Origin of the sequence: Actinomadura barringtoniae (genome assembly GCF_017573505.1) — a bacterium.
GTDB classification, from domain to species: Bacteria; Actinomycetota; Actinomycetes; order Streptosporangiales; family Streptosporangiaceae; genus Spirillospora; species Spirillospora barringtoniae.
In genome coordinates, this window is the sequence record NZ_JAGEOJ010000014.1 from 225,655 (window position 1) to 250,596 (window position 24,942).

General features: G+C 70.7%; 20 protein-coding genes. 11 read left to right on the forward strand and 9 right to left on the reverse strand.

Annotated features, from left to right (window positions below; genetic code table 11):
* The first annotated feature begins 2 nt into the window (after nucleotides 1-2).
* A complete protein-coding gene (locus J4573_RS32590; protein ID WP_208259760.1) occupies nucleotides 3-914 on the forward strand; it encodes an aminoglycoside phosphotransferase family protein in 912 nt (303 codons plus the stop codon).
* Nucleotides 915-1,419: 505 nt separating this feature from the next.
* Here the strand turns inward: J4573_RS32590 and J4573_RS32595 are convergent.
* A complete protein-coding gene (locus J4573_RS32595) occupies nucleotides 1,420-2,361 on the reverse strand; it encodes a LysR family transcriptional regulator (protein WP_208259761.1) in 942 nt (313 codons plus the stop codon).
* Nucleotides 2,362-2,520: 159 nt separating this feature from the next.
* On the opposite strand from J4573_RS32595, the gene J4573_RS32600 reads away from it, so the two are divergent.
* Nucleotides 2,521-3,270: an SDR family oxidoreductase gene (locus J4573_RS32600; protein WP_208259762.1), complete on the forward strand. Its 750-nt coding sequence runs from the start codon at nucleotides 2,521-2,523 to the stop codon at nucleotides 3,268-3,270.
* 191 nt (nucleotides 3,271-3,461) lie between these two features.
* The gene (locus tag J4573_RS32605; RefSeq protein WP_243773902.1) at nucleotides 3,462-4,283 is read left to right on the forward strand and encodes a transporter substrate-binding domain-containing protein; all 822 of its coding nucleotides are present in this window, start codon (nucleotides 3,462-3,464) and stop codon (nucleotides 4,281-4,283) included.
* A gap of 139 nt (nucleotides 4,284-4,422) precedes the next feature.
* On the opposite strand, the gene J4573_RS32610 is transcribed toward J4573_RS32605, so the two are convergent.
* Entirely contained in the window at nucleotides 4,423-5,145 is a 723-nt protein-coding gene (locus J4573_RS32610) for a class I SAM-dependent DNA methyltransferase (RefSeq protein ID WP_208259763.1), read from the reverse strand.
* Nucleotides 5,146-5,194: 49 nt separating this feature from the next.
* On the reverse strand, nucleotides 5,195-5,683 hold the full coding sequence (locus J4573_RS32615) for a DUF2834 domain-containing protein (RefSeq protein ID WP_208259764.1): 489 nt from the start codon (nucleotides 5,681-5,683) through the stop codon (nucleotides 5,195-5,197).
* A 63-nt stretch (nucleotides 5,684-5,746) separates the two neighbouring features.
* On the opposite strand from J4573_RS32615, the gene J4573_RS32620 reads away from it, so the two are divergent.
* The 4 genes from J4573_RS32620 to J4573_RS32635 all read left to right on the forward strand — a co-directional run bounded on the left by J4573_RS32620 (nucleotide 5,747) and on the right by J4573_RS32635 (nucleotide 11,014).
* Nucleotides 5,747-6,418, forward strand: a complete 672-nt coding sequence (locus tag J4573_RS32620) for a TetR/AcrR family transcriptional regulator (RefSeq protein WP_208259765.1) — start codon at nucleotides 5,747-5,749, stop codon at nucleotides 6,416-6,418.
* 59 nt (nucleotides 6,419-6,477) lie between these two features.
* Nucleotides 6,478-8,142, forward strand: coding sequence for a phytoene desaturase family protein (locus J4573_RS54465; RefSeq protein WP_243773903.1), 1,665 nt, complete (start codon nucleotides 6,478-6,480; stop codon nucleotides 8,140-8,142).
* Between the two features lie 65 nt (nucleotides 8,143-8,207).
* Nucleotides 8,208-8,744: a GNAT family N-acetyltransferase gene (locus J4573_RS32630; RefSeq protein WP_307797074.1), complete on the forward strand. Its 537-nt coding sequence runs from the start codon at nucleotides 8,208-8,210 to the stop codon at nucleotides 8,742-8,744.
* 1,199 nt (nucleotides 8,745-9,943) lie between these two features.
* The gene (locus tag J4573_RS32635; RefSeq protein ID WP_208259766.1) at nucleotides 9,944-11,014 is read left to right on the forward strand and encodes a LysR family transcriptional regulator; all 1,071 of its coding nucleotides are present in this window, start codon (nucleotides 9,944-9,946) and stop codon (nucleotides 11,012-11,014) included.
* A gap of 48 nt (nucleotides 11,015-11,062) precedes the next feature.
* Here the strand turns inward: J4573_RS32635 and J4573_RS32640 are convergent, their stop codons facing one another.
* Both J4573_RS32640 and J4573_RS32645 read right to left on the reverse strand, forming a co-directional pair.
* Nucleotides 11,063-11,236 carry a hypothetical protein gene (locus J4573_RS32640; RefSeq protein WP_208259767.1) on the reverse strand — a complete coding sequence of 58 codons (174 nt, stop codon included), beginning with the start codon at nucleotides 11,234-11,236 and terminating at the stop codon, nucleotides 11,063-11,065.
* Between the two features lie 109 nt (nucleotides 11,237-11,345).
* Nucleotides 11,346-12,272: a carbohydrate kinase family protein gene (locus J4573_RS32645; RefSeq protein WP_208259768.1), complete on the reverse strand. Its 927-nt coding sequence runs from the start codon at nucleotides 12,270-12,272 to the stop codon at nucleotides 11,346-11,348.
* Between the two features lie 382 nt (nucleotides 12,273-12,654).
* Here J4573_RS32645 and J4573_RS32650 point away from each other — a divergent pair, with 382 nt between their 5' ends.
* The 4 genes from J4573_RS32650 to J4573_RS32665 all read left to right on the forward strand — a co-directional run bounded on the left by J4573_RS32650 (nucleotide 12,655) and on the right by J4573_RS32665 (nucleotide 19,074).
* Entirely contained in the window at nucleotides 12,655-15,195 is a 2,541-nt protein-coding gene (locus J4573_RS32650) for a bifunctional acetate--CoA ligase family protein/GNAT family N-acetyltransferase (RefSeq protein WP_208259769.1), read from the forward strand.
* Between the two features lie 900 nt (nucleotides 15,196-16,095).
* On the forward strand, nucleotides 16,096-16,677 hold the full coding sequence (locus tag J4573_RS32655) for a DUF5998 family protein (protein WP_208259770.1): 582 nt from the start codon (nucleotides 16,096-16,098) through the stop codon (nucleotides 16,675-16,677).
* Nucleotides 16,678-16,867: 190 nt separating this feature from the next.
* A complete protein-coding gene (locus J4573_RS32660) occupies nucleotides 16,868-17,968 on the forward strand; it encodes an alkaline phosphatase family protein (RefSeq protein ID WP_208259883.1) in 1,101 nt (366 codons plus the stop codon).
* Nucleotides 17,969-18,243: 275 nt separating this feature from the next.
* On the forward strand, nucleotides 18,244-19,074 hold the full coding sequence (locus J4573_RS32665) for a sulfurtransferase (RefSeq protein WP_208259771.1): 831 nt from the start codon (nucleotides 18,244-18,246) through the stop codon (nucleotides 19,072-19,074).
* 202 nt (nucleotides 19,075-19,276) lie between these two features.
* Here the strand turns inward: J4573_RS32665 and J4573_RS55535 are convergent, their stop codons facing one another.
* The 4 genes from J4573_RS55535 to J4573_RS32685 all read right to left on the reverse strand — a co-directional run bounded on the left by J4573_RS55535 (nucleotide 19,277) and on the right by J4573_RS32685 (nucleotide 24,803).
* On the reverse strand, nucleotides 19,277-21,727 hold the full coding sequence (locus J4573_RS55535) for a CHAT domain-containing protein (RefSeq protein WP_279575640.1): 2,451 nt from the start codon (nucleotides 21,725-21,727) through the stop codon (nucleotides 19,277-19,279).
* Nucleotides 21,728-22,253: 526 nt separating this feature from the next.
* Nucleotides 22,254-22,700 (reverse strand): hypothetical protein, encoded by a 447-nt coding sequence (locus tag J4573_RS32675; protein ID WP_208259772.1) that lies wholly within the window; start codon nucleotides 22,698-22,700, stop codon nucleotides 22,254-22,256.
* 94 nt (nucleotides 22,701-22,794) lie between these two features.
* Nucleotides 22,795-23,319 (reverse strand): RNA polymerase sigma factor, encoded by a 525-nt coding sequence (locus J4573_RS32680; protein WP_208259773.1) that lies wholly within the window; start codon nucleotides 23,317-23,319, stop codon nucleotides 22,795-22,797.
* Between the two features lie 245 nt (nucleotides 23,320-23,564).
* Complete coding sequence (locus J4573_RS32685; protein ID WP_372442933.1) at nucleotides 23,565-24,803, reverse strand: zinc-dependent alcohol dehydrogenase; 1,239 nt, start codon at nucleotides 24,801-24,803, stop codon at nucleotides 23,565-23,567.
* Nucleotides 24,804-24,942 lie beyond the last annotated feature (139 nt).

Consider the following 24,942-nt stretch of genomic DNA (forward strand, 5'->3'; position numbering starts at 1 on the left):
ACATGACCCACACCGAAACCGAGATCACCGCAGACCTGGTACGAGACCTGCTGCGCGACCAGCACCCCGATTTGGCCGACCGCCCCGTCAGACTCGGCGCCCGCGGCTGGGACAACCAGCTATGGCGACTCGGTGACGACCTGGCCGTCCGGCTGCCCTGGGCAACCCAGTCCGCGGACGAGCTCCTGCTCAAAGAACACACCTGGCTGCCCACCCTCGCCCCGCGCCTCCCGCTCCCGATCCCCGTCCCGCAACGCCTGGGCGAGCCCTCCCCACGATTCCCGCGCCCCTGGCTGATCACCACCTGGGTCCCCGGAGACCCCGCAGACCAAGTCCCCTCCAGCCACCCCAACTCGGCGACCGTCCTGGCCGCCTTCCTCACCGCACTCCACCAACCCGCCCCCGACCAAGCCCCCGCCAGCCACGACCGCGGAGGCCCGCTAGCCGCCCACTCCCACGGCTTCGCCATGCAACTAGCCGAGGCCACCGACCGAGGCCTCATCCCCGACCTACCCGCCGTCCGCGCAGTCTGGGAGGACGCCGTAGCCGCCCCCACCTGGACCGGCCCACCCCTCTGGGTCCACGGCGATCTGCACCCCGCCAACGTCCTCACCACCAACGGCACCATCTCCGGCGTAGTCGACTTCGGCGCCCTCTTCGCCGGCGACCCGTCCATCGACCTGGCCGCCGCCTGGACCCTCCTCCCAGACGAGACCCGAGAAGCCTTCCACGCCGCCTACCAGCCACCCCCAGACCCCGCTATCCTGCGCCGAGCCCGAGGCTGGGCAGCAGGCCGAGCCCTAGCCGGCATCCTCATCGGCGAAGCCGGCCGCCAAGGCCGCCCCGGCGGCAAACCCACCTGGGGCCCACCCGCCCAAGCCGCCCTCCACCGCCTCACCACAACCAACCCCTAACCCACTCGCCCCCTCCACCCCACCCCCTCCACCCCGCCCAAACCGCGCCGGCCCCTGACCGTCCCGGGCCCTGATCGTCCCGGGCCCCGACCGCGCCGGGCCCTGATCGTCCCGGGCCCCGACCGCGCCGGGCCCTGATCGTCCCGGGCCCCGACCGCGCCGGGCCCTGATCGTCCCGGGCCTCGACCGCGCCGGGCCCTGATCGTCCCGGGCCTCGACCGCGCCGGGCCCTGATCGTCCCGGGCCTCGACCACGCCGGGCCCTGATCGTCCCGGGCCTCGACCACGCCGGGCCCTGATCGTCCCGGGCCTCGACCACGCCGGGCCCTGATCGTCCCGGGCCTCGACCGCGTCGGGTCCTGATCGTCCCGGGCCTCGACCACTTCGGGCGGTGTGTGCTTCACCACGGGTGGTCAGGAGCGCAAGGCGCGCAACCTTGAGCGCAATCCGCGCTGTGTGCTGGCGACGGGCACCAACGCCCTGCATCGCCGGTCAGGCAAGGGTGGTTATTGGTGGTTCTGGTCTTGGTCGGCCTGGGGTGTGTTGGCCTCTATGAAGGCTTGGACCATGGGGTTGCGGTTGGCGGTGCGCCAGATGGGGGCGACGATCATGGGGGCCATGCCGGTGAGCGGGACGATGGTGATGTCTTGATGCTGGTAGACGTCGGTCAGGCCGTGGAAGGTGATGTGGGCTAGGCGGCCTTCGGCGACGATGGCGATGAGTTCTTCCACGTAGGGGTCGTGCAGGCGGCGTATCCGGTGCAGGGGGCTGCCCTGGGGCGTGTGCGGCGGGGTCCAGGCGTCGAGGTAGCGGGACATGCGGTCGGTGGCGGATCCCGTGCCCGGGAAGAGCAGGGGGTGCTCGGCGAGCTCTTCGATGTCGACGGAGGCTCGGCCCGCGAGAGGGTGTTGCGTTCCGATCAGGATGGCTCTGGGGACGCTGCGCAACGCGGGGCCGACGGTACAGCCCGGGGCGCGCAGGACGTTCGGATCGCCTGGCGCCCAGGTGACGAAGACGTCCAGGTCTCCTAGGGCGGGGGTCTGCTGGTCGTGGACGGCCCATGCCGGGCGTACGGACCGGACGACCTGGCAGTGCGGGTGGTGCTGCTGGAACGCTTCGACGAGCTCGGTGCAGATGGGGCGTGACATGGAGGTGGCGAAGGCCAGCCGCAGCCATGCTGAACGTTGCCGGGCGATCTCGGCCGCCGTGCTCAGGGCGGTCTCCATGCTCAGGTAGGCCGGTCGCAGGTCGGCGAGCAGCCGTTCACCGAGTGGGGTGAGGTTGACGCGGCGGGTGGAGCGTTCGAACAACGGGGCGCCTATGCGGCGTTCGAGGCTGCGGACGTTCTGGCTCACCCGGGTCGTGGTCACGTGCAGGCGGGCGGCGGCGCGGCCGAAATGCAGTTCGTCGGCCACTGCCAGGAACGCCTCGACCTCCCTGATTTCCACTCAGGCAGGCTATCGGCCGTGGCCTTGATTGTGTCGCCTGGCTTCATAATGGCGGCGCCAGTTCGTCGTTGATCGGCTGTCTCGGCTCGGACCAGTCTTGTGGGCGTCGCCGCTGGCGGCGCAGGGACTGGAGTTCGGAAGAGAAGGCGGGTGTCGTCGGTGGCCGACGTACGGGACCTCGAGGGCAAGGTGGCGTTGGTGGTCGGCGGCAGCCGCAACCAGGGGGCGGCGTTCGCGCGGCTGATCGCCTCGCGCGGTGCGACCACGGTGATCAGCTATGCGAACGGGGAGGAGGCCGCCCAGCGGACGCTGGTGGCGTTGAGCAAGCACGATGTGAACGCCGAGGCCGTACGGTCCGACGCCCGGGTGTCGGCGGAGGTGGACACGCTGTTCGAGGGGGTGGTGGCCCGGCACGGAAGGCTGGACATCGTCGTTCACACGCCGGGTGCGGTCATCAAGAAGCCGCTGGTCGACTTCACCGACGAGGACTTCGACCACCTGATCGACCTCAACACCCGGTCGGCGTTCAACACGCTGCGCGCCACCGCCCGGCACATCGCCGACGGCGGCCGGTACGTGGTGCTGTCCACGACGCTCACCGCGATCATGACCGGCCCGTACGGGCTGTACTCGGGGTCCAAAGCCGCGGTGGAGCGCATGGTGCTGGCCGCCGGCAAGGAGCTGGGGGCGCGTGGCATCACGGTCAACGCCGTCGCGCCCGGGCCGGTAGACGACGACTTCTACCGAGCGGCCGAGACGCCGGAGTCCATCGCGGCCGCCACGCACCACAGCCCGCGCGACCGGCTCGGTCACCCGGGCGACATCGCCCCCGTGGTCGGCTGGCTGATCAGCGACGAGGCCGGCTGGGTCTCCGGTCAGACCGTACGCGCCAACGGCGCCATGTTCTGAGCTCGTTCTCCAGCCCGTTCTGCGACGGAGTGCCGACCGTCCGCACGAGCCTCAGGTAGCGCATCGGCGGGGGAGATGCTGCCGCGCGTGACGCTATCTCGTTGATCGTCCGGGGGTGGCCAGGCTGTGGAGTTCCAGGCCTCTGCCCTGCGACATTTGCGACTGAGGGGCACGGGTTGCGGGAGGCGCAGTTGATCCTTCGCATGCGGCGGCTGGTCGCGTCGGGGCTGGTGTGCGTTTGCGTCTCCACGGGATGTGCGGGTCGGGAGAGCACCTCGCTCCTCGACAAGGGGACGCTGGTGGCCGGAGTACGCCCGGACCTGCCCGGGATCGGGTCCGTCGCAGCGGGCGGCGGGCTCGAAGGGCTGGACGCGGACGTCACCCGGGAGATCGCCAGGCGGCTGCGGATGAAGGCGCGGATCGTTCCGGCGCGGGCGGCGGACCGGGAGCCGATGCTGAACGAACGGCGCGCCGACCTGGTCCTGACGTTCTGGATCCGGCCCGACTGGAAGCAGCGCCTGGCGTTCGCGGGCCCGTATTACCCCTCGTACCAGGACATCCTCGTCCGCGCCGGCGAGCGCCGGGTGCGGAACGTACGCGACCTGAAGGGCCGCAAGATCTGTGCGGTCACCGGTGCGGGCGCCGCCGACCAGGTCACCAAGGAACGCCAGGTGGCCGCGGTGCAGGTGCCCGCGAGCAGCTATGACGAGTGCACGGCCATGCTGAGGTCCGGCCGGATCGACGCGATCACGACCAACGACACGATCCTGGCGGGCCTCAAGCTGCGCAACGGCGCGGCGTTCCGGCTGGTGAACGCCCGGTTCGGGGAGCAGCGCACCGGCATCGGCATGCGCCGCGACGACCCCGACGGCTGCGAAGCGGTCAACAAGGCGATCACGCAGATGTACCAGGACGGCACGATGGCCCGCCTGATGAACAGATGGTTCAGCGGCTCGGGACTGGACCTCTCCTCCCTGAACGTCCCGGAGTTCGAGGGCTGCCCCACGCAGTGAGCCGGCCGGCGAGAAGCGGCGCCCCGCGCGGACGAAGAGTGGCTCCTCGCCAATGAGAGGCACCTCGCCGGTGTGGCTCAGCTGCTGACGCTGACCTGACCGACCGCCCCGAGAACGGCCATCCCCCCGAGTGCATGGATCAGCTGACCGTGCTGGGTTTGCGGGCTAGGACTAGGCGGTAGTGCGGGGTGCCGTCCTTGCGGTGGCCTAGGGATGGCAAGGGGGCCGTTGTCACGGTGAATCCGGCGGCTGTGAGGTCGTCGCGGACTGTGGAGAGCGGGCATGTGCGGTAGTACATGACGAAGGGGGGACGCCACACGGCGTTGCGGGCTCGCATGGCGAGGTCGAAGCCGAGGAGCGCCCAGTACAGGCCCGAGGTGATGGAGGGCGGGGCGCCGATCGGGAAGGCGAACAGGCCGCCCGGGCGTAGGGCGCGGTGTACGCCGGTGAAGAGCGCGGGGCGTTCGGCGGGCAGGAAGTGTCCTAGCGCTCCGAAGCTGACCGCCAAGTCGAAGCCTGAGGAGAAGGGCAGGGCGCGGACGTCGGCCCGTACCCACTCGGCATCGGGGTGTGCTGTGCGCGCTTGGGCGAGCATGCCGGCGCTGAAGTCGACGCCGGTGATCTGTTCGCGGCACAGGGGCGTGAGGACCTGCATGCCCGCGCCCGTGCCGCAGCACACGTCCAGTCCGTGATCGAACGGGCCGAGGGGGCGCAGGGCCTTGGCGGTCGCGTCGAGGATGCCCTCGGGGGTACGGAACGGCGTGTGGTCGAACTTCGGAGCGAGCAGGTCGTAGCCGTCCTCGACCGAGGACAGCGCCTGGATCGCCAGTTCACGAAGGGACGGACCTTGAGGCGAGAACACCGGGCAAGGCTACTTGCCGGGGGCGGCTCGGAGCCTTCGGGCGATCAGGTCATGCGTCATGTTGTGCGTATCGGGGTTGTTGTGTGAGGCGGCGCTGGCGTTCGGTGGTGGCCAGGTAGAACGCCCAGGCGAACGCGAAGCTGGTGAACAGGCTGGAGACGAAGTACAGCCACGGGCGGTTGATGCCGCGGCGGCGGCCGTCGACGATCGTCATGAGCGGGAGCAGGATCACGTTGCCGATCGTGTAGTCCTGACCGGCCGAGCTCGCGGCGGGGTTGGCGTACATCAGCTTGATGTACTGCGCCCAGCTGCCGTCGCCCCAGATCGGGTTGGTGTTGCCGTCGGCGTACTCGATCACGAAGCGGATGTTGAAGTACCAGCCCACCGCGATGGACGCGACGCCGACGACGTAGTAGACGCACTCGAGGCTTGAGAGCAGGGGGCCCGTCTCCGTACGGCGGAAGATCGCGGGGTTGGAGGCGACCAGGAACCACACGACTGCCACGCCCAGGACGGCGTGCACGAGGAGCGACACCATTTCGCCAGCGTCGGCTCGGTGGCGAGTTTTGTCAATATTGTCGAAACAGATAGCTTGGGGTCCATGGTCCGGTCGGCGCAGACGGCGCGCAGTGAACGCACCCGCGAGGCCCTGCGGCGTGCCGCCGTGGTCCGCTTCCTCGCCCAGGGCGTCGAGGACACCTCGGCCGAGCAGATCGCCGCCGATGCCGGGGTGTCGTTGCGGACCTTCTATCGTCACTTCACCTCCAAGCACGACCTGCTCTTCGCCGACTACGACGCCGGCCTGCACTGGTTCCGCAGGGCGTTGGCGGCACGTCCGGACGACGAGTCGATCGTCGAGTCGGTGCGTACCGCCATCTTCGCCTTCCCCTACGACGTGCAGGCGGTCACGCAGATCGCGGTGCTGCGGTCCGAGGCGCTCGACTCGGAACGGATCGTCCGCCACATCCGGCAGGTCGAGTCGGACTTCGCCGAGGCCGTCGCCGAGCGGCTGGCGCGGATCGCCGCCGAGCGCCCGGCGCGGACCACCGCCGGGCGGCCGGCGCGCAGGACGGCCGCGGAGGGCGAGGCGTCGCTGGACGAACGGCTCGCCGTCGCGGTGACCGCGCGGTGCATCACCGCCGCAGTCTTCGGCGCGATGGAGGTCTGGATGCTGCGGGAGGAACGGTCGCTGGCCGAGTTGGCCGAGCTGTGCCACTCCGCGCTCACCTCGATCGAACGTGGGATGGTCGACGGCATGTTTCGTCACTATTGACGAAACGTGCGGCTCGTGTCAGCTTTCCCAGGAAGCCAAGAGAAGCGGGAGGCGGCACGATGCGAGGCTGCGACGCGATCGTCATCGGCGCCGGACACAACGGGCTCGCGGCGGCGACCCTGTTGCAGCGCGCGGGCCTGAACACGATCTGCCTGGAGGCCAAGCGGTACGCCGGCGGGATGGCCTCCACCGTGGAACTGTTCGACGGCTACAAGTTCGAGATCGCGGGCTCGCTGCAGTTCCCGACCTCGGCGACGGTCAGCCGCGAGCTCGGCCTGGACACGCTGCCCACCATCGACCTGGACGTCATGTCGGTGTCGTTGCGGGGCGTCGGCGACGACCCCGTCGTGTACTACACCGACCTGATGCGGCTGATGACCCACCTGGACGAGGTGCACGGCACCGAGGTGGTCACCGGCATGGCCGACCTGATGGCGTGGAGCCAGGCGCCGGCCCGTGCGCTCGGGCGCTTCGACGCCGGGCGGCCGCCCAGGACGCTGGACGAGATGTACGCCTGCGCGACCACTGAGGCCGAACGGTCCAGCATCACCGACCTGCTGTTCGGATCGGTCACCGACGTACTCGACCGCTACCTCCCGGACAAGGAGAAGCACGGCGCGCTGCGGGGGATGCTCGCGTTCCTGGCGGTCAACACCACCTACCGCGGCCCGGCGACGCCGGGCAGCGCGGCTGCCCTGGCCTTCGGCCTGGCCGTTCCCGACGAGAACGCGCTGCTGATGAAGAAGCCGCGGGGCGGCATCGGAGCGCTCACCGCGCATCTGCAGGAGCTGTTCACCTCGGCCGGGGGAGAGCTACGGCTGCGTACGGAGGTCGAGGAGATCCGCGTGACCGGCGAGCGCGTGGCGGGCGAGGGCTTGACCGGCGGACGCGTGCCGGGCGGGCGCGTGCCGGGCGGGCGCGTGCCGGGCGGGCGCGTGCCGGGCGGGCGTGTGCCGGGCGGGCGCGTGCCGGGTGTACGGACCCGCGACGGCGAGGAGTTCGACGCTCCGATCGTGGTCTCCTGCGTCGCCCCCGACCTGACGATCACCCGGCTCGTATCGCCCGGCGCGGTCGCCGCCGACGTACGCGAACGGTTCTCCCGCGTCGACCATCGCGGCAGCTACGTACAGATGCACTTCGCCCTGGACGGAGCGCCGGAGTTCGCGGCACCGTACGAGCTGCTCAACGACCCGGCGATGCAGGCGGCCATCGGCTTGTTCAGCACGCCGGAGGAACTCCAGCAGCAGTGGGAGGACTGCCGACGCGGGATCGTCCCGGCCGACCCGGCCATCGCGTTCCAGATCCCGTCGGCGCACGACCCCGACCTCGCGCCGCCCGGCAAGCACGCGGCGTCGGCGTTCTCCCTGTGGTTCCCGGTCGAGACCGACCACGCCGACTACGCCCGGCTGAAGAACGAGATGGGCCAGCGTGTGATCGACAAGATCGGCCGGCTCGCCCCCGGCTTCGCCGACCTCATCACCAAGCACACCACGTTCACCCCGCGCCACATGGGCACCATGTTCGGAGCGCCCGGCGGCGACTACTGCCATGGCCTGCTGCACCCCGAGCAGCTGGGCCCCAACCGCCCCGGGCCGAACGGATACGCCGACCAGCCGCTCGGCATCGACGGGCTCTACCTGGGCAGCGCCGGGTGTCACGGCGGCCCGGGCATCACGTTCATCCCCGGCTACAACGCCGCACAAGCCGCCCTCGGCAGGACCTGACGGCGCGGGGTCGGTTGCGCGTAATCGGGTGGCTTTGGGGTGGGCGGGCGTGTGAGGCTTCTGGTGTGGCGCTCCCAGACGATCAAGGTCGTTCCAAGTCCGTGCGGTTCGTCGCCTTGCCGGAACGGGTGATGGCCGCGTTGGCGGAGGGGGATCTGACGGGGGCCAACACGGTGGCCGGGGTCGTTCTCAGCGACTACTTCGTCACCGAGGACGCGCGGTCGCTGTGGAGGCTTCGGCTCCATCAGATCGCCGGTGACCCGAGCGCGTCGGGCTGGATCGCGCGGGCCGCGGTCGCCGAGCCTGAGGGCGTCGTCGTCGGGCACGCGGGGTTCCATGGCCCGCCTGACGGGGCGGGGATGGTGGAGGTCGCCTACTCGGTCGCCCCTTCGTACCGCCGCCAGGGGTATGCGCGGGCGATGCTCCTCGCGTTGCTGGAACGGGCCGTACGCGAGCCTGAGGTCCGGGTCGTCCGGGCGTCGATCCGGCCGGACAACGTCGCCTCGCTCGCCACGCTCGCCGGGCACGGGTTCGTCGAGATCGGCCAGCAGTGGGACGCGGTGGACGGCCTGGAGGTCGTCTTCGAACGTCCCGCCGACTAGCCCAGCCGCTCGGCGTAGCTCGGCGCTCGCCTTAGCCCGGCCGCATGGCTCAGCTGAGCCGCTCAGTCCGGCAGCCCGCCTTAGCCCGGCCGCATGGCTTAGCTGAGCCGCTCAGTCCGGCAGCCCGGCAGCCCGGCGCAGCTCGGCCGCATGGCTTAGCTGAGCCGCATGGCTTGGCTGAGCTGCTCGGCTCACTTCCGCTGGAGGGCCATGCCTTGAGCATCGGGGCGGGCGATCAGCTAAGGCGGCCACCACCTGCGTAAACGGGCGGCTGGTGGGTGCGGCCAGGGCCCGTCGGGAGGGGTATTGGCGGGTGGCTTAGGGCGGCCTAGGGGTGCCGGCGCGGCCTAAGGCGTTCTAAGCCCCATAGATAGGGCTTCGTCCCGATGCCCGAGGTGCCGCCTTAGGGCGAATCTTAAACATGTCGGGCCGGGGAGGCCGGCCCGCAGCAGAAGGAGAAAGTCATGATGCACCCGGACGTAGCCAAGGTCATCGCCGACGACCGCGCCCGCCAGCTGCGGAACGAGGCCAAGCTTCGCCGCCAGGCCGCCAAGGCCAGGGCCCGCAAGCGCTGACGGTAGTCCGAAGACATCCCCCATCCGACACGAGCCCAAGGAGAACGACAATGATGCACTACGACGTAACCAAGACCATCGCCAACGACCGCATCAACCACCTGCGCGCCGAGGCCAAGGCCGCCCGCCGCGCCGCGAAGGCCCGCCGCCGGTGACCCGGCAGGGTCCTGGTGCCGGTCCGGGAACGCGTCCGGACACGCGACCACCCGACCTGCCCGGCTGTCGCGTCGAACAGATCAGACGCCCCCGTCCATCTCCCGCCAGGGAAAGGGACGGGGGCGTTTTAGCGTCTTGTCCGGAGCTGGATGGCGCGACGAATACTTCAAGGTGAAAGTGATCAGGTCAGCCGATGGGAGAAGCGCGGCTGGGCCGAGCGTTCACCGATGCCGCTCTAGCCGGCCTCCGTCTGCCTCCGTCTGCCCTCGGCTGACCTGGACCATCTGCGCCCCCCGGCCTGGATCGTTCCGAAGCACCCCTCGATCAGCTTCGGGTTCGTGGTGTTCTAGCGAACAGGATCTTCATGGCAGATGTTTGTGGGAGCATTTTGGGATGGAGTGGGGCGGAACGCGCGGGGTTTTCGTCTCAGATGTGGTCTCGGGGGCGTCTGATGAGAGGAGCAGTGAAGTGTCTTCCGCCTACGTGACAGCGAAGCGGACCCTGGACGAGCTGCTCGACGCCTCGCCGGCGTTGTTGGACACCACGTTCGACCAGCTCCGGACGCTGCTCGTGGTGTACGAGACAGGGTCGGCACTGCGGGCCGCGCGCGCCCTCGGCCGGGAGCAGTCGAGCGTTCAGAAGCAGCTCGACACGCTCAATCGCACCTCGCAGGCGCTGTGCGGCGAGATGCTCACGTTGCGGCAGGGGAGGGGACGGGACTTCCTGTTCACGCCCACCGGCGAGGAGACCGTCGAGCTCGCCCACCTCACGATGTCGCAGTGGATCGGCGCCATCACGTGGGGGCGCCGGAGGCTCGGGCGGATGCTCTCGGTCGGGACGACCGAGTTCACGCTGCCGATCATCTCCAGGTCCTGGGACCGGGTGCAGCGGGAGTTCGAGCAGGACGAGGTCGAGTTCAAGGTCACGCACGTTCGGACCAAGGACCTGTGGCAGCGCCTGGAGACGCGGCAGGTCGACCTCATCTGCGGCAGCGTCCTCAGCACGCCCGAGACGGACGAACGGCTGCGCGACTATGAGGTCGTGGAGTTCATCCGCGGGCAGCCGGTCATCCTGACCAACCTGCCCGAGGAACGCCTGCCCAGCGGTCCGATCAACGCCAGCCGGTTGGACGAGCTGCCGCTGGTCGTGCCACCCGCGGGCCTCGTCGCCGACCTGCTCAACTGCTGGTACGGGCCCGTCTTCCGCGACCGGCTCGATGTCGTGGCCGACATAGACGACATCCACTACGGGCTGTCGCTGCTGCGGTCCGGCTTCGTGCGCGGCTGCATGATCGTCACCGGCTCGATCGGTGAACGGGTCGCCGCGCAAGGCGGGCCCGACGACATGCCGCTGCGCGCGCTCCCGCTCGAGGGAGACCTGGAGCCGCGAGCCGAGATCATGACCGGCGCGTTCGTACGCCGCGCCGACCTGGAACGCTACGCCGACGGCCATCCGCTCAACCGCCTATGGATCGCCGTTCAGGAAGACGCCAAGACCTTCGCCGCCAACCGCCCCGCCCCCGACTACCTCCCCCGCTAACCCACCCCCCGCTAACCCACCCCGCCGTGAGGCGGCTTGAGGGTGTTGTTAGAGGCCTAGGAGGCGGAGGACCGGGGCTAGGAGGTGGACGACCGGGCCCAGGAGGCCGTCGATGCCGCCGATCTTGATGCTGATGTCGGGCTCGGGGTCGGCGTCGGCCCAGGCGGTGGCCGGGGCCGTGACGAGCAGGGCTGTCGTGGCCAGGACGGTCCAGGCTCTCATCGGATCCTCCAGAGGTCGGATGGATCCGATCTTTCATCACCGAGAGTGAGCACGCACGGACGTGCGCGAGTTTTCGACCGTGTGTCGGGGTCGGTTCGCGGCCTGGTCGTCAGTTCTTGATCTGGTTGTCGACCACGTCGAGGCTCGGGCGGGCGCCGAGGTGCTGCATGGCCTGAACGGCCAGGCGGTTACCGGCGGTGAGGGCCTCGGCCGGGGGCTTGCCCTCCAGCCACGCGGGCAGGAAGCCCGCCACGAACGCGTCGCCGGCGCCGGTGCCATCGATGATCTTGTCGATGGGCTCGGCGGGAACGGAGATCGGCTCGGGGCGGCCGTTGGTGTACCAGAGCGAGCCGTCGGCGCCGGACTTGATGACCACCTGCGGGTACCAGGCGGTGAGCACCTTGGCGGCCTGCGCGGGGGTGTCGCGGCCGGTCAGGACCTCGGCCTCGTCGGCGTTCACCACCAGGAGGCGGGCGCCCTGCGTCCATTCCAGGTAGGGCTCGGCGCCCATCCGCTTGAGCGGGGAGGACGAGCCGCCGTCGACCGAGATCGACATCTGCGCCTGGCGGGCCAGCTCGAACGCGTGGGTCGCGGCCTTGCGCGACCCCTCGTTGATCAGCGAGTAGCCGGACAGGTGCAGGTGCGTTCCCTGGTTGAACAGGTCCTTGCAGCGCTCGATGTCCTCGGGCAGCAGCGCCGCGTTGGCGCCGGGGTCCGACAGCATCGTCCGGTCGCCCTTGTGCGTGATCAGCACGACGCAGGTTCCGGTGGGGCGCTCCTGGTCCATCACGAGGCGGGCGTCCACGCCGTACCCCATGAGTTCCATGTCCCTGTTGCGGCCCGCGATGTCGGAGCCGCGGCGGCCGACGAACGCCACCTCGATGCCCTCGAGGGCCAGCCAGGACGCCACGTTCGCACCCGAGCCACCCCCGTGCGAGGTCACGGCGGCAGGCGTGTCGCTCCCCTTTGCCAGGGGGAACGCAGCACGGGCAACGGTGTCAGTCATCAAATCGCCGACCACGACCACGCGCGTCATGGAGTCATCACCTCGATCAACACGGCCCGCGCGAGCGGCTTCTGGGGCGTGTGCTTGACCGTAACAGTTCTTGGACCCCGAATAGGTCTCGAACGCGCAGCGAAAGCTCAGAACACGGCTTTTTGCGTGCTGGTCCAGGCCGTTCCGGCCGTTCCGGAGCCAAGACCGAACCGGATTCGGCCTGGCGGTGCGCGCCGTTCCACAGCCGTCCCGCAGTCCGTCCCGCGGCCCGTGCCGCAGTCGTGCCTCGGCCCGTGCCGCAGTCGTGCCTCGGCCCGTCCCGCGGCCCGTGCCGCACTCGTGCCTCGGCCCGTGCCGCGGCCGTGCCGCAGGGGAGGCCCAAACGGGGGTGCGGGTGGGGTGGTGGCCTACTCTCGGGTACGTGACGGAGAGGTATCCGGATCATTGGGAGGCCGACGTCGTCCTCACCGATGGCGGGACCGCGCATCTGCGGCCCATCCGGAGTGACGACGCCGAACTGCTGCGCGCCTTCTACGCCCGGCTCTCGTCCGAGTCGATCTACTACCGGTTCTTCTCGCCGCGACCGACGCTGACCGATCGCGAGATCGAGCACTTCACGACCGTCGACTACGACAAGCGCGTCGCGCTGATCGCCACGATCGCGGGCGAGATGGTGGCGGTCGTTCGCTACGACAGCCTGACGGATCGGCCCCTCACCGCCGAGGTGGCGTTCCTGGTGGAGGACGCTCATCAGGGCCGCGGGCTGGGCGCCGTTCTGCTGGAGCACATCGCGGCGGCGGCCAGGGAACGCGGCCTGGAGCGGTTCGTGGCCAGCGTTCTGCCCGACAACCGGCGCATGACGCGGGTGTTCCGCGAGGTGGGCTACCGGGCCGAGCAGCGCTTCGAGGACGGCGTGATCGAGCTCGTCCTGGACCTGGAGCCGACCGACACCTCGGTGGAGGTCATGGCGGCGCGCGAGCACCGGGCCGAGCACCGGTCGATCCAGCGGCTGCTGTTCCCCGCGTCGGTGGCCGTGGTCGGGGCCAGCCGCGCCGAGCACAGCGTCGGCCAGACCGTGCTGCGGAACCTGCTGGGCGGCGACTTCACCGGGCCGGTCTACCCCGTTCACCCGACCGCGACCGCCGTTGCGGGCGTACGGGCCTACGCCACGGTCCTGGACATACCGGACGACGTGGATCTGGCTGTGGTCGCCGTACGCGCCGACTCGGTGCACGAGGTCGTCGAGCAGTGCGCGGGCAAGGGCGTGCGCGGGCTGGTCGTGGTGTCGTCGGGCTTCGGCGAGACCGGCGCGGAGGGGCGGGCGCGCCAGGAGGAGCTCGTACGCCTCGCCCGCGCGTACGGCATGCGCGTGGTCGGTCCCAACTGCCTCGGCATCGCCAACACCGACCCCGCCGTACGGCTGAACGCGACCCTGGCGCCGACCATGCCGGGCCGCGGCCCGGTCGGCTTCTTCTCGCAGTCCGGCGCGCTCGGCATCGCGATCCTGCAGCGTACGGCCGAACGGGGACTGGGCCTCTCGTCGTTCGTGTCGGCGGGCAACCGGGCGGACGTGTCCGGCAACGACCTGATGCAGTACTGGGAAGAGGACCCGGCGACCAAGGCCGTTCTGCTGTATCTGGAGTCGCTGGGCAACCCGCGCAAGTTCGCCCGGCTGGCCCGGCGCCTCAGCCGCCGCAAGCCGATCGTGGCGGTGAAGAGCGGCCGCAGCACGCAGGGCGTGCCGATCGGGCATGCGGCTCAGGCGCTCAGCCTGCCTGACCACGCGGTGAGCGCGCTCTTCGCGCAGGCCGGCGTGATCCGTGTGGAGGACCTCTCCGAGCTGTTCGACGTCGCCCAGCTGCTGGCCTACCAGCCGCTCCCGGGCGGCGACCGCATCGCGATCATCGACAACTCCGACTCGCTGGGCCTGCTCGCCCAGGACGCCGCCGTCGCGCTCGGCCTGGACGCCCGGCCGCCGGTCAACCTCGGGCCGCTCGCCAAGGCCGAGGAGTACGAGGCCGCGCTCGCCGAGGTACTCGCCGACGACACCGTCGACGCCGTCGTGGCGCTGTTCACCCCGCCCACGATCGGCGGCTACGACCTGCGCGTGCCGGAGAAGATCCTGCGCCTGGCCGCCGGAAGCACCAAGCCGATCGTCGCCACGTACCTGGGCTCCAAGGGCATGCCCGCCGACCTGCGGGTCGTCGCCCCCGACGGCTCGGCCGCCGAGGGCTCGGTGCCCTCCTACCCCGCGCCGGAGGACGCCGTACGGGCCCTCGCGTACGCCATCCGCTACGCCCAATGGCGACGCCGCCCGCCTGGCCGCATGCCCGAATTCGCCGGGACCGACCGCAAGCGAGCACGTGGGCTGGTGGAGGAGTGGCTGGGCGCCGGAGACCCTGGTCCCGGCGCTGGCCCCGGTCCCGTCCAGGCCACCGCCGCTCAGGCCGCTGAACTCCTGGCCTGCTACGGCATCCAGGTCGCCCCTCGTACGGCAGACGACCAGGTTGGCGGCCCGGATGCCGTTGCCACCGCCGTTGCTGGTGCTGGTGGCGGCGCCGCTGGTGCTGGCGGCGTTCCGGCCCGGATCGTGACGATGGAGGACCCCTCGTTCGGGGCCGTGATCTCGTTCGGCCTGGCCGACGAGACCGCCGCGCTGCTGGACGATCGCGCCTACCGCCTGGCCCCGCTGACCGATGTGGAGTCCGCCGAGCTCGTCCGCGCCATCCGTACGGCCCCCTTGCTCCTCGGCCATCGCGGCGCCGACCCGGTGGACGTGACCGCGCTGGAAGAACTCCTCCAACGCGTCGCCCGCCTCGGCTACGACCTCCCGGAGGTCGCGAGGCTGGAGCTCAACCCGGTCCTGGTGAGCACCACAGGCGCTTCCGTACGCGAGGTAAAACTTCGCCTAGCGCGCCCCCTGGGTCCGCGCCCCGAACTGGGCCCCCGTCGCCTCCCTTAAACAGCAGCCACACGTTCGCCGCGATCAGCGCCGCGTATCTGGTCGCGCCAATCGGCATCGTCATCGCCGTACGACCGCCTGGCATGCCCGTATGGACCAGCGCCTGCCCGCCGGCCCTAAGCCCCGGCAGAGCAGCGCGAAACGCCTGTCCGGCAGGGCGGAACAGCGCTCGCACGGCCGTCCTAGGTCCTGGCTGAACGACAGCCCGCTCGCCAGTCTTGAACCTGGCGCCCGCCCGGCCAGTCTTGAGCCCTGGCGCGGCGCGGCGGCCGGCGCCCGGCGCCCGGCGTCAGTTCTGACCATGGCTGAGAACCACCGCGCCCAACCGTCCACGCGCCGTATGCGCAGGCGTGGCACGTGTACTGGCGGGTTGGGTGACCGCGGCCGTGGCCCAACCGGGTGGTTGGTCAGGTGGTCAGCCCGGTGGGGTGGGGGGGAGTGGGCTCCGGGGTCGGCGGGACCGGGTCCGGGATGGGACCTGGCGGGCTCGGCTCGGCCGGCGGGCCCGGTGGGACCGGGCTCGGCTCCGGGCTGGGCGGGATCGGATCGGGCGCAGGCCCCGGCGGGATGGGGCCAGGCGGGCTCGGCGCAGGGCCGGGCGTAGGCGGGCCAGGTGCGGGCGGGCCAGGCGAGGGCGGACCGGGTGCGGGCGGGCCCGGGGAAGGGGCAGGCGCGGGCGGGCCCGGGGCCGGTTCGGGCGGCGGAACGGGCGGTTCCGGCGCTGGGATGGGCGGTTGCGGGCCTGGCGGAGGTCCCGGGGTGGGCGGTGGTACGGGGCGTGGCGAGGGCATCGGATCGTTGTATTCCATGGAATGTCCCCTACCCCGGGGGCGGGATGATGACCATGTTCGGGGCGGCGTCATGTGCGCGGGCGGGGCGGGACAGGGCAGGATGGACCCCATGAGGGAAACCCGAGCGACGGCTCACGGGTTGCGTACCGCCATCGAACGCAGCGGTTACTACCCGGCCCTGGTCGCCGACGCGGTCGAGTCCGCCGTGGGCGGCGAGCAGGTGAACGCCTACGTCGTACATCATGAGGCGACCTTCGATCCCGCGATGGAGGTGCGGCGGCACGTGACCGTGCTGGTGCTGTCGCCGTCCAGGCTGCTGGTGTGCCACACCGACGAGCACCCGCCGGGCGACGGGATGGCCCAGCCGCACGCTTCCACGACGACGGAGGCCGTACGGGTGGACCGCGTCCAGTCGGTCGCGGTGACCCGCGTGGTCCCAGATCCGGCTTCGTACGTTCCGGGCGTTCCGCCCACCGAGGTGGTGCTCACCATCGGCTGGGGCGCCATCGCCCACATCGATCTCGAGCCCGCCACCTGCGGTGACGAGAACTGCGAGGCCGACCACGGCTACACCGGGAGCGTGACCGCCGACGACCTGTCGCTGCGGGTCAGCGAGGCCGCCGACGGGGCGGACGCGGTCGGACAGGTCCTGGCGTTCGCCGAGGCCCTCTCCGCCGCCACGGCCCGGTGACCGCCCGGTGACCGCCGCGCCGCCACCCGCGCAGCCCGCGCAACCGTCACCCGAGCAGCAGCCGTCCGCGGAGCGGCAGCCTGCGCAGCAGCCGCTCACGCAGCCGTCACCCGCGCAGCCGTCACCCGCGCAGCCGTCACCCGAGCAACCGTCACCCGGGCAGTCGCCACCTGCGCAGCCCACGGTCCCGGTGCCCCGGTACGGAACGGGGGCGCTCGCGGATCTGCCGGTATCGGTGCTCGCGGCGCTGGGCGTTCCGGGCGGCCAGAACGTGCTGGACCTGCCCACCCTGCCCCGCCAGTGCGTGCTGATCATCGACGGGCTCGGCTGGGAGCAACTGCGCGCCCATCCCGAGGACGCCCCGTTCCTCGCCTCACTCGAGGGCGGCCCGCTGACCGCGGGCTTCCCGGCCACGACCGTCGCCAGCCTCGGCTCGCTGGCGACCGGCCTGCCGCCCGGTGGGCACGGTCTGCTGGGCGTTCAGGTGGCCGTACCGGGCGCCGGGCGGCTGATCAACTGCCTGCGCTGGGGAGACCCGGAGATCGAACCTGAGACCTTCCAGCCCGCCCCGACCGTCTACCAGCGCGCCGCCGACGACGGCGTCTCCGTCTCGTACGTCGCGCTGGGCTTCTACAAGGGCACCGGCCTCAGCCGCGCCACCACGCGCGGCGCCTCGTACCGGCCCGCCGAGGACCTGGGCGAGCTCGTCGGCCGCACCGAACGCGCGCTGCGCGAGGGCGACCGGGCGTACGTGACCGTCTACCACTCCGACCTCGACTCGACCGGCCACCGCTACGGAACGGGTTCGCGGGACTGGCGCTTCCAGCTCCGCTTCGTCGACCTGCTGGCCGAACGCATCGCCTCCGTCCTGCCTGACGGCGCCGCGCTGTACGTCACGGCCGACCACGGCATGGTCGACCCCACCGACCGCGTCGACTTCGACGAGACACCCGCGCTGCAGGCCGGTGTCGCCATGCTGGGCGGCGACGCCCGCTGCCGCTACGTCTACACCGCGCCTGGGGCCGAGGTGGACGTTCTGGCGTCGTGGCGCGAGACCCTCGGCGACCGCGCCTGGGTCGTCTCGCGCGACGAGGCCGTACGAGCTGGATGGTTCGGCCAGGTCGACCCGGAGATGGCCCCCCGCATCGGCGACGTGATCGCCGTCCCGTTCACCGACATGGCCATCATCGCCTCGCAGCGAGAGCGCATGGCCTCCTTGATGGTCGGCATGCACGGCTCCATGGTCTCCGCCGAGCAGCTAGTCCCCCTCCTCAAGGTAATCCGCCCCTAACCCCAGCTCGACCGCCTCCAGGGCTCGCCGGCCGTTGAGAGCTACTAGCTCGGGCAGACCACGACCGACGCGAGGCAGTTCACGGGGACAGCGCGGGCTGACCACGGGGACCAGGGCGGGCTGACCACTGGGGGACTGTCGCGGGGCCGACCACGGGGACTGGCCGACCGTACGCGCCTGAGCGCGCTGCGATCGGTCGCTGACTACGCTGGGGCGATGTGACGAACGATGCCGCGCCTCTCCCTAATCCGGGCGCCGACGGTCAGACTGGCGATGTGCAGCCTCTCATCGACGTGTCCGCACTGGCCCCACTGCTGCGGCGGGAGCCGCCGCCGATCCTCCTTGACGTTCGATGGCATCTGGGCGGCCCGCCCGGGATCGAGGCCTACCGCCACGGCCACCTGCCCGGCGCCGTCTTCGTCGACCTGGACGACGACGTCGCGGGCCCGCCCGGCCCGGCGGGACGGCATCCGCTCCCCAAACCCGCCGACTTCGAGGCCGCGATGCGCCGCGCCGGGGTGACCGGCGACCGCCTCGTGGTGGTCTACGACGACGCCGACTCGACCGCGGCCGCCCGCGTGTGGTGGACGCTGCGTTACTTCGGGCACGAACGTGTCCGGGTGCTGGACGGCGGTTACAGGGCCTGGACCGAGGCCAAGCGCCCCGTGACGACCGAGGACCCGACGGTCAAGCCCGGCGACTTCATCGCTCGTCCTGGCCGCCTGCCGCTGCTGGACGCCGAAGGTGCGGGCGACCTGGCCCACGGCGGCGTTCTGCTCGACGCCCGAGCGGCCGAACGGTACCGAGGCGAGGTCGAGCCGGTTGACCCGGTCGCGGGCCACATCCCGGGCGCGGTCAGCGCCCCCACGATGGGCAACGTCGGCGTGGACGGCCGCTTCCTGCCAGCTGGCCTGCTGCGCGAGCGCTTCGCCAAGCTAGGCGCCACGGACGCGGTCGACGTCGGTACGTACTGCGGCTCAGGCGTCACCGCCGCCCACGAGATCCTCGCGCTCACCGTGGCGGGCGTCCCGGCCGCGTTGTACGTGGGCTCATGGTCCAACTGGGTAGCCGACCCCGACAACCCAGTAGCCACAGGCGACTCCTGACCCCATCCCGCAGTCACCCACCCTCCGCGGCCGTGCCGCGGCCTTTGCGGCTGCGGATCGCGTATTGCTCAGCCGGCGGTGCCGCCCGCACATGTCCGCTGGCGTGGATGCGGAGGCTGCTGCGGACGCGGATCGCATGCCGCTGCGGCTGGCAGCATGCGATCCCGTACGCGGGTCGTCGGCCAGCGGTCCGCGTCGCCCCTTAGCCTGCGCCGAAGCAGAGGAAGCCGGCGGTGCCCGGTGTGCGCGGGGTGGCTGCCAACGCTTGGCGTGGCGACAGGCCGGCCGCCAGCCCGCGGTGGAAGGCGAGCATGAACGCGGGCGCGTCCTCGTCCCGTACGGGCGTGACGCTCGCGATGACCGTGGCGGTACCGAGGCCGAGCAGGACCCCGACCATGCCGATGACCGCATCGTCCGCTGCCGCGCGCCCGACGTCACATGCTGATAGGACGATGATCTCGGGTGGCGTGGTGAGCTCCTCCAGGTCGTACGCCATCAGCGGCCCGTCCTCTAGGCGCAGCCGCGAGAAGAGCGCATTGTCCGCGCGGAACTCCCCATGAGCCGCAATATGCACGAGCGACGCACCCTCCATCGCCTCGTGCACGTCTTTGGCCGTTCGGGGCATGTGCGCCTTCGGATAGAGACCTTGTAGCCCGGACAGCTCGCGCTCTGCGTGGCTAAGGTCAGGGCCCGCGGCCAGTACGACATGCCCTGGTCGTCCGCTCTTAGCCGCGCGCAACCAAGAGGCAGCCGAGGGAACGATCGTGAACGGCCGTTCCGCCAAGCAGGGCAACACGGACCAGGGCAGCGCGTGCAGCACCCCAGTTGGTGCTATCACCAGTTCCCGCTCGCCCAGGTCTTCCAGCAGAGGCCCAAACAGAAGCCCGTCCAGCTGGTCGGCCCCACACTCTCCACGCCCCAGCCCGAACCTGACCGTGCCGACCTCCCGCTTCACGTCGTCGTATGAACCAAGGCAGTGCCGCCGCATGCGCCCGTCCGCAGCGGTCACCGCATGAAGCTCAGAACCGATGCGAATCATCTCGACCAGCGCCCGGCACTCAAGAGCACTTGCCAGCTCCCGACTTCCACCCGCCGCATCCCGAACTCCCGGCTGCCGAAGCGCGCTGGCCCGGATCGCCGACTCGAGCCGTTCCACGTCTACAGCCGACACATCGCCGCGCGCCGTCGCGTGCGCGTGGTTGCTGCTGAGCATGCGGAGTTCGGTCAGGGCTGCGGCGCGTTCTGGATCGGCAGGAGGCCGTACTGACGTAGGACGCCGTACGATCGCGCGCCGACGTTCCTCTGTGGTGAGAAGCTCCCGAGCCGACCGCGCCAGACTCAGGCCCAGGTCCGCCAGCTCCTCGCCCATCCCGGCCGAGCGCGCCCGCAGTTCCAGGGCTCCGAAGACCTCCGCGTGCTCCTCAAGCACCCGCAGCCCGGCCCAAACGGCCGAAACCGCCCCCCGCTTGTCTCCGCGCGTGTGGTATTCGAGGGCCTCCGCATGCCACGCGGCCACCTTGAGCCGTGCAGAGCCCCGAACATCCCTTACCGGCTCCAAGAGATGACCTGCCGGTCGCCTAAGGTGCAGCGCCACGCGTGCAGCAATGATGCGGGCCTCGACGGAAGCCTCTGCCCATCCACCTCGCTCCATCCGTTCAGCCGCCGCGACCGCCGTACGAAGGAAAACCCCTGAGCGTTCCCCAGAAGACCATCGGGCCCTAAGGAGGACATGCTCGGCGACAAGCATCCACCCGGCGCGCTCCTGTTCGGCGAACACGGCTCGCGCTTGCTCAGCAGTGGCCGCCGCCTGTTCGCAGTCCCCATCCGCCAGTTCCGCGTACGCGAGCAACAGGAGCCCATCAGCCACGTCACACGCGTACCCCTGCGCCCTTGCGGCCCCCAACGCAACCGCCAGCAAAGCCCGAGCCTCGCCCGTAAGGCCGACCCCCATGAGCGCCTCGGCCTGGTCGAACCGACACTGCACCAGTCGCTCCTCCGTAAGCCCCGCCTCACTATCAACGAAAAGCCCCAGCGCCCTCGGAACGTCCCCGCGCCGTGCGACCACAAAGGCCAGATTCCCCCTGGCCATCGCGGTCAGATAGCGCAGCCCCGCCTCTTCCCCCGCCGCGACCGCCTCCGCAAGGAAGCCCTCTGCCACCTTCAAGTCGCCGCACATGGCCCGCGCCAGGCCGAGGTTGATGAGCAACCCCATCAACGCAGCCGGATCACCACCTCGCCGAAGCCTCCGCATGGCCGGCGCCGCGACCTGGTGGGCGTCCGTGATCTGCCCCGCCCGAGCCATTGCACAAGCCACGTTGGCAGCGAGCCGATCCGCATCCACCCCCGTCAGTTCGCCCGCCAGCCCAGCCGCCGCGAACGCCCCAGGAAGGTCCCCACTCGCTGCGAGCAGCCCCACAAGGTTCATCTGAACGAGGGCCTTCGCATAGGAAGACCCCGCAACAGCCAGGGCCTGCTGCAGATGCGCGATCCCTTCCTCGAGACGCCCCAGTTCCTTGGCTGCCAGCCCCGCCGCCCGCAACTCCTCAACGAGCTCCGCGCCCTGCGCCTCCTCCGCCCGTTCCACGGCCCGCTCGTAAGCAGCCACCGGATCGTCCGACACCAGCCACAACAACCCACCCGGCTCCAGGCCCATCCCACTTGCCGCATCAGCAGCGGTGTGTACGCCGCTGTATGAGCCGCCTCCGGCGCCGCCCGCACCTGCACCGGCGCCGCCCGCACCTGCACCGGCGCCGCCCGCACCTGTACCGGCGCCGCCCGTAGTGGTGCTGCTCGGTACAACGCCGCCCGGAGCTATGGCCTCCACGCCGCCCGGAGCTATGGCCTCCACTGGAGCAGCGCAAGAGGCGCCATCGCCCAGCTCGCCGGGCGAGCCGCCTTCGTGGCCGCCCGGAAGGGGGTAGCCGCTGGCGCACGCAGTTGCGCTGGCGGGAGGACTCCCGTACGTACCGACGGAACGGCCAGCCACACAGTCGCGTTCGGTCGGACTCATGCCGCGCATTGCATCGTCCTCAGCCGCTTGACCAGAGTCACCAACACCAGGCGTGCAGAAGTTGCAAGGCTCCCCGCCGCCCTCGAACGGATTGTCGGAGGCTCCTGTTACGTTCCGCATGTGGTTGGTCACCGATATTGCTCCGATCTGTGGGATGGGGGGAGGAAGGTCAGAGACGAATCCAGCTGGTCACGATCGCCGTGCCGTCGGGGAGTGAGAAGACAAGGCTGATCAGCCCCTGCGGGATGGAGAGCAGCGCGAACTGCCCGGCGGGGTCGGCTCGGGTAGCGATCTCCTCGTGCGCGTGACCGAGGTGCCGTACGCGCACGTGGGCGGTCGTCGCAGGCACCAGGCGGCCGATGAGCTCGACGTCCCGGCCGTCGGCGGTCACCTCGACCTCGACCGCCAGATCGGCCCCGGCGAACGTCAGGGCCCGCGTGGACTCGCCGCGCATGCCATGGGCGGCCTGCCCCTGATCCTGAATGAGCTCGGCGAGCCCGGCGCCCGGCTCGCGCCAGGCAATGGCCGAACGCCCGGCAGCAAGCACATGCCCGGGCACCGGATCTACGCCATGGAACGCCGCCCGGACCTGGGAGAGGAGATCGTCTTCGTTCATGCCGCGGGCCTCCGTCGTGGGCCGGTCGACCCGGTCGTTCGTCGGGTGAGTCGCCCACCGTTCCGCGTGGGCTGAGCAAAAGAGAGAAGGTGGTTCACTGGCCGAGCTTTCGGCGGAGGTTGTCCAAACATCGAGCACGCGTCGGGCCGATGCTGCCGATCGGCATGTCGAGCGCTGCCGCCAGATCGGCGTACGTGGGAGCCAAGGCGAACATCCGCAACAAGGCCTGGCAGCGTTGCGGGAGCGTGTGAATGGCCGCGGCGACGCGCCCGAGCCGTTCACGAGCCACAGCGACCTGTTCCGGCCCTGGCGAGCTGGAGTCGGGGATCTCGCTCGGCAGTTCACGGCCGCGACGCTGAGCCACGCGCAGGCTCTCGCGCCGCGCCGTCACGGCGAGCCAGCCTCCGACCGCTGCCGGTTCGGCGATCTGGTCGATCCGTTCGACCAAGCGCAGCCAGGTCGTCTGCACGACGTCCCCGCTGTCGGCGTCGTTCAGTGAGAACGACCGGGCGATCGACCACAGCAGGCCGCTGTAGCGATCGACGAGCTTGGCCCAGGCCGCGCCGTCTCCGTCGCGTGCCCTGGCCACGAGATAGGCATTGTCATCTTGCAGGGCCATACGAGTCTCCTCGCGAGGCCCCCCGCTGCCGATGACATTAGGCCCGCCCCGACGCGCGCACGGCCCGACACAGCCCGCGGTTACCTCTTCGCCGCCATGCCGTGTTCAAGGCCTGATGATTACCTCGCCCACCACCGGGGTAACCGCCGCCTGCCCAGCCAAGCCCCACCCCGACAAATGCCCCCCGACCCCACTGAACCGGCCGTGCTGAGTCCTGGTCGCGCTGGGCGGTGGGTGGTGGGGTGTTAGTCGGTGGTGAGGATGGTTTTGGTGGTGTCGCTGGTCATGTGGTCGGCGAGGACCTTGGGGGCGTCGTCCAGGTCGGCCAGGCGGGTGGTTACGGCCTCGGGGTGGAGGGTTGTGGCGGTGACCAGTTCGAGGACTTGAGGAATGAGCGTACGGGTGTGGGCTCGGCCGATGTGGACGGTCACGTTGCGGACGAAGAGGAGGCTCGCGGGGATGCGGGCCGCGTGGCTCAGGGTGCCTACGCTGCTGCACACTCCGTCGGGAGCGGTCTTGGTCAGTGCGGTCCGTACTCCTCGCGGGGATCCGCTGATGTCCACCACGAGTGGGGTGAGGGGGTGGCGGCGCAGTTCGGAGGGGGTGATTGTCTCCAGGCCTAGTCCGGCGGCCTCCTCGCGCACCTGGCTGCGGGCCTCGCAGAAGGTGATCCGGCGGGCTCCCAGGGCTTGGGCCGTCAGGGCGGCGTAGAGGGCGGTGCTGACGCTGAAGGGATAGCGGGACGCGAGGGAGCCGATGATCAGGACTTCGGTGCCGGGGTCGCGTTCGAGGAGTCGCGGCAGGTGTGGGGCCACGTGCCGGAACCCGTCGCAGACCGTGTCGGCCAGGCTTGCCACGGCGGCGGGGTCTACGCCGTCGGGCAGCGGTACGAGCATGGCGTCGGCGTACGGTACGCCGACCAGGTCGGCGTAGGTGCCGCCCCAGTGGCCGCCGATCAGTCCGAAGCCGTACATCGATACTGGGGGTACGGCGCGGCAGCTGCCTGTCAGGCCGGCTTGGCAGGCGCTGCACTTGCCGCAGCTGATCTCGAAGGGGACCACTACGCGGTCGCCCACTTGAACGGTCTGCACCTGGGATCCGACGGCGACCACCTCGGCCACGCATTCGTGACCTAGCTGCAGCGGCCGGGGGAAGGGCGTACGGCCGAGGACGAGCGGCCGGTCCAGGTCGCAGGTGGCCATGGCGATCGGGTGGACCGTGGCTCCCAGCGGGCCTGGTGGGGGAGGCGCGGGTACTTGCCGCCACGAGAGGCGGCCGCTTGGTGAGACGACCAGCGCTCGCATTCGCTCGCGTCCGGGACTGAATCGCTCACGTGTTGCTTTGGCGACCGCTGTGCGTAGCCGGGAGAATCGTTGGTCGGCGTTCCAGCCGAACATCCCCTTCGACGCGGCGGCCATGTCGCGCGGGTCTGTCGTGGCCAACTGCCGCACCGTGCCATACGGCCGAAATCGAGTCGCTGCCATATCGCCCCCTCCGCTCTTTCACCGTAAACCCGGGACTCCCAAGGTCCCCGGCGACCCCCGTTCACGACAAAGCGCCTGGGCTAGGTGCTTGTCTCGGTCTGGTCGAGCGCGCACGGTCAGAGCGCGGCGACGTTGCTGA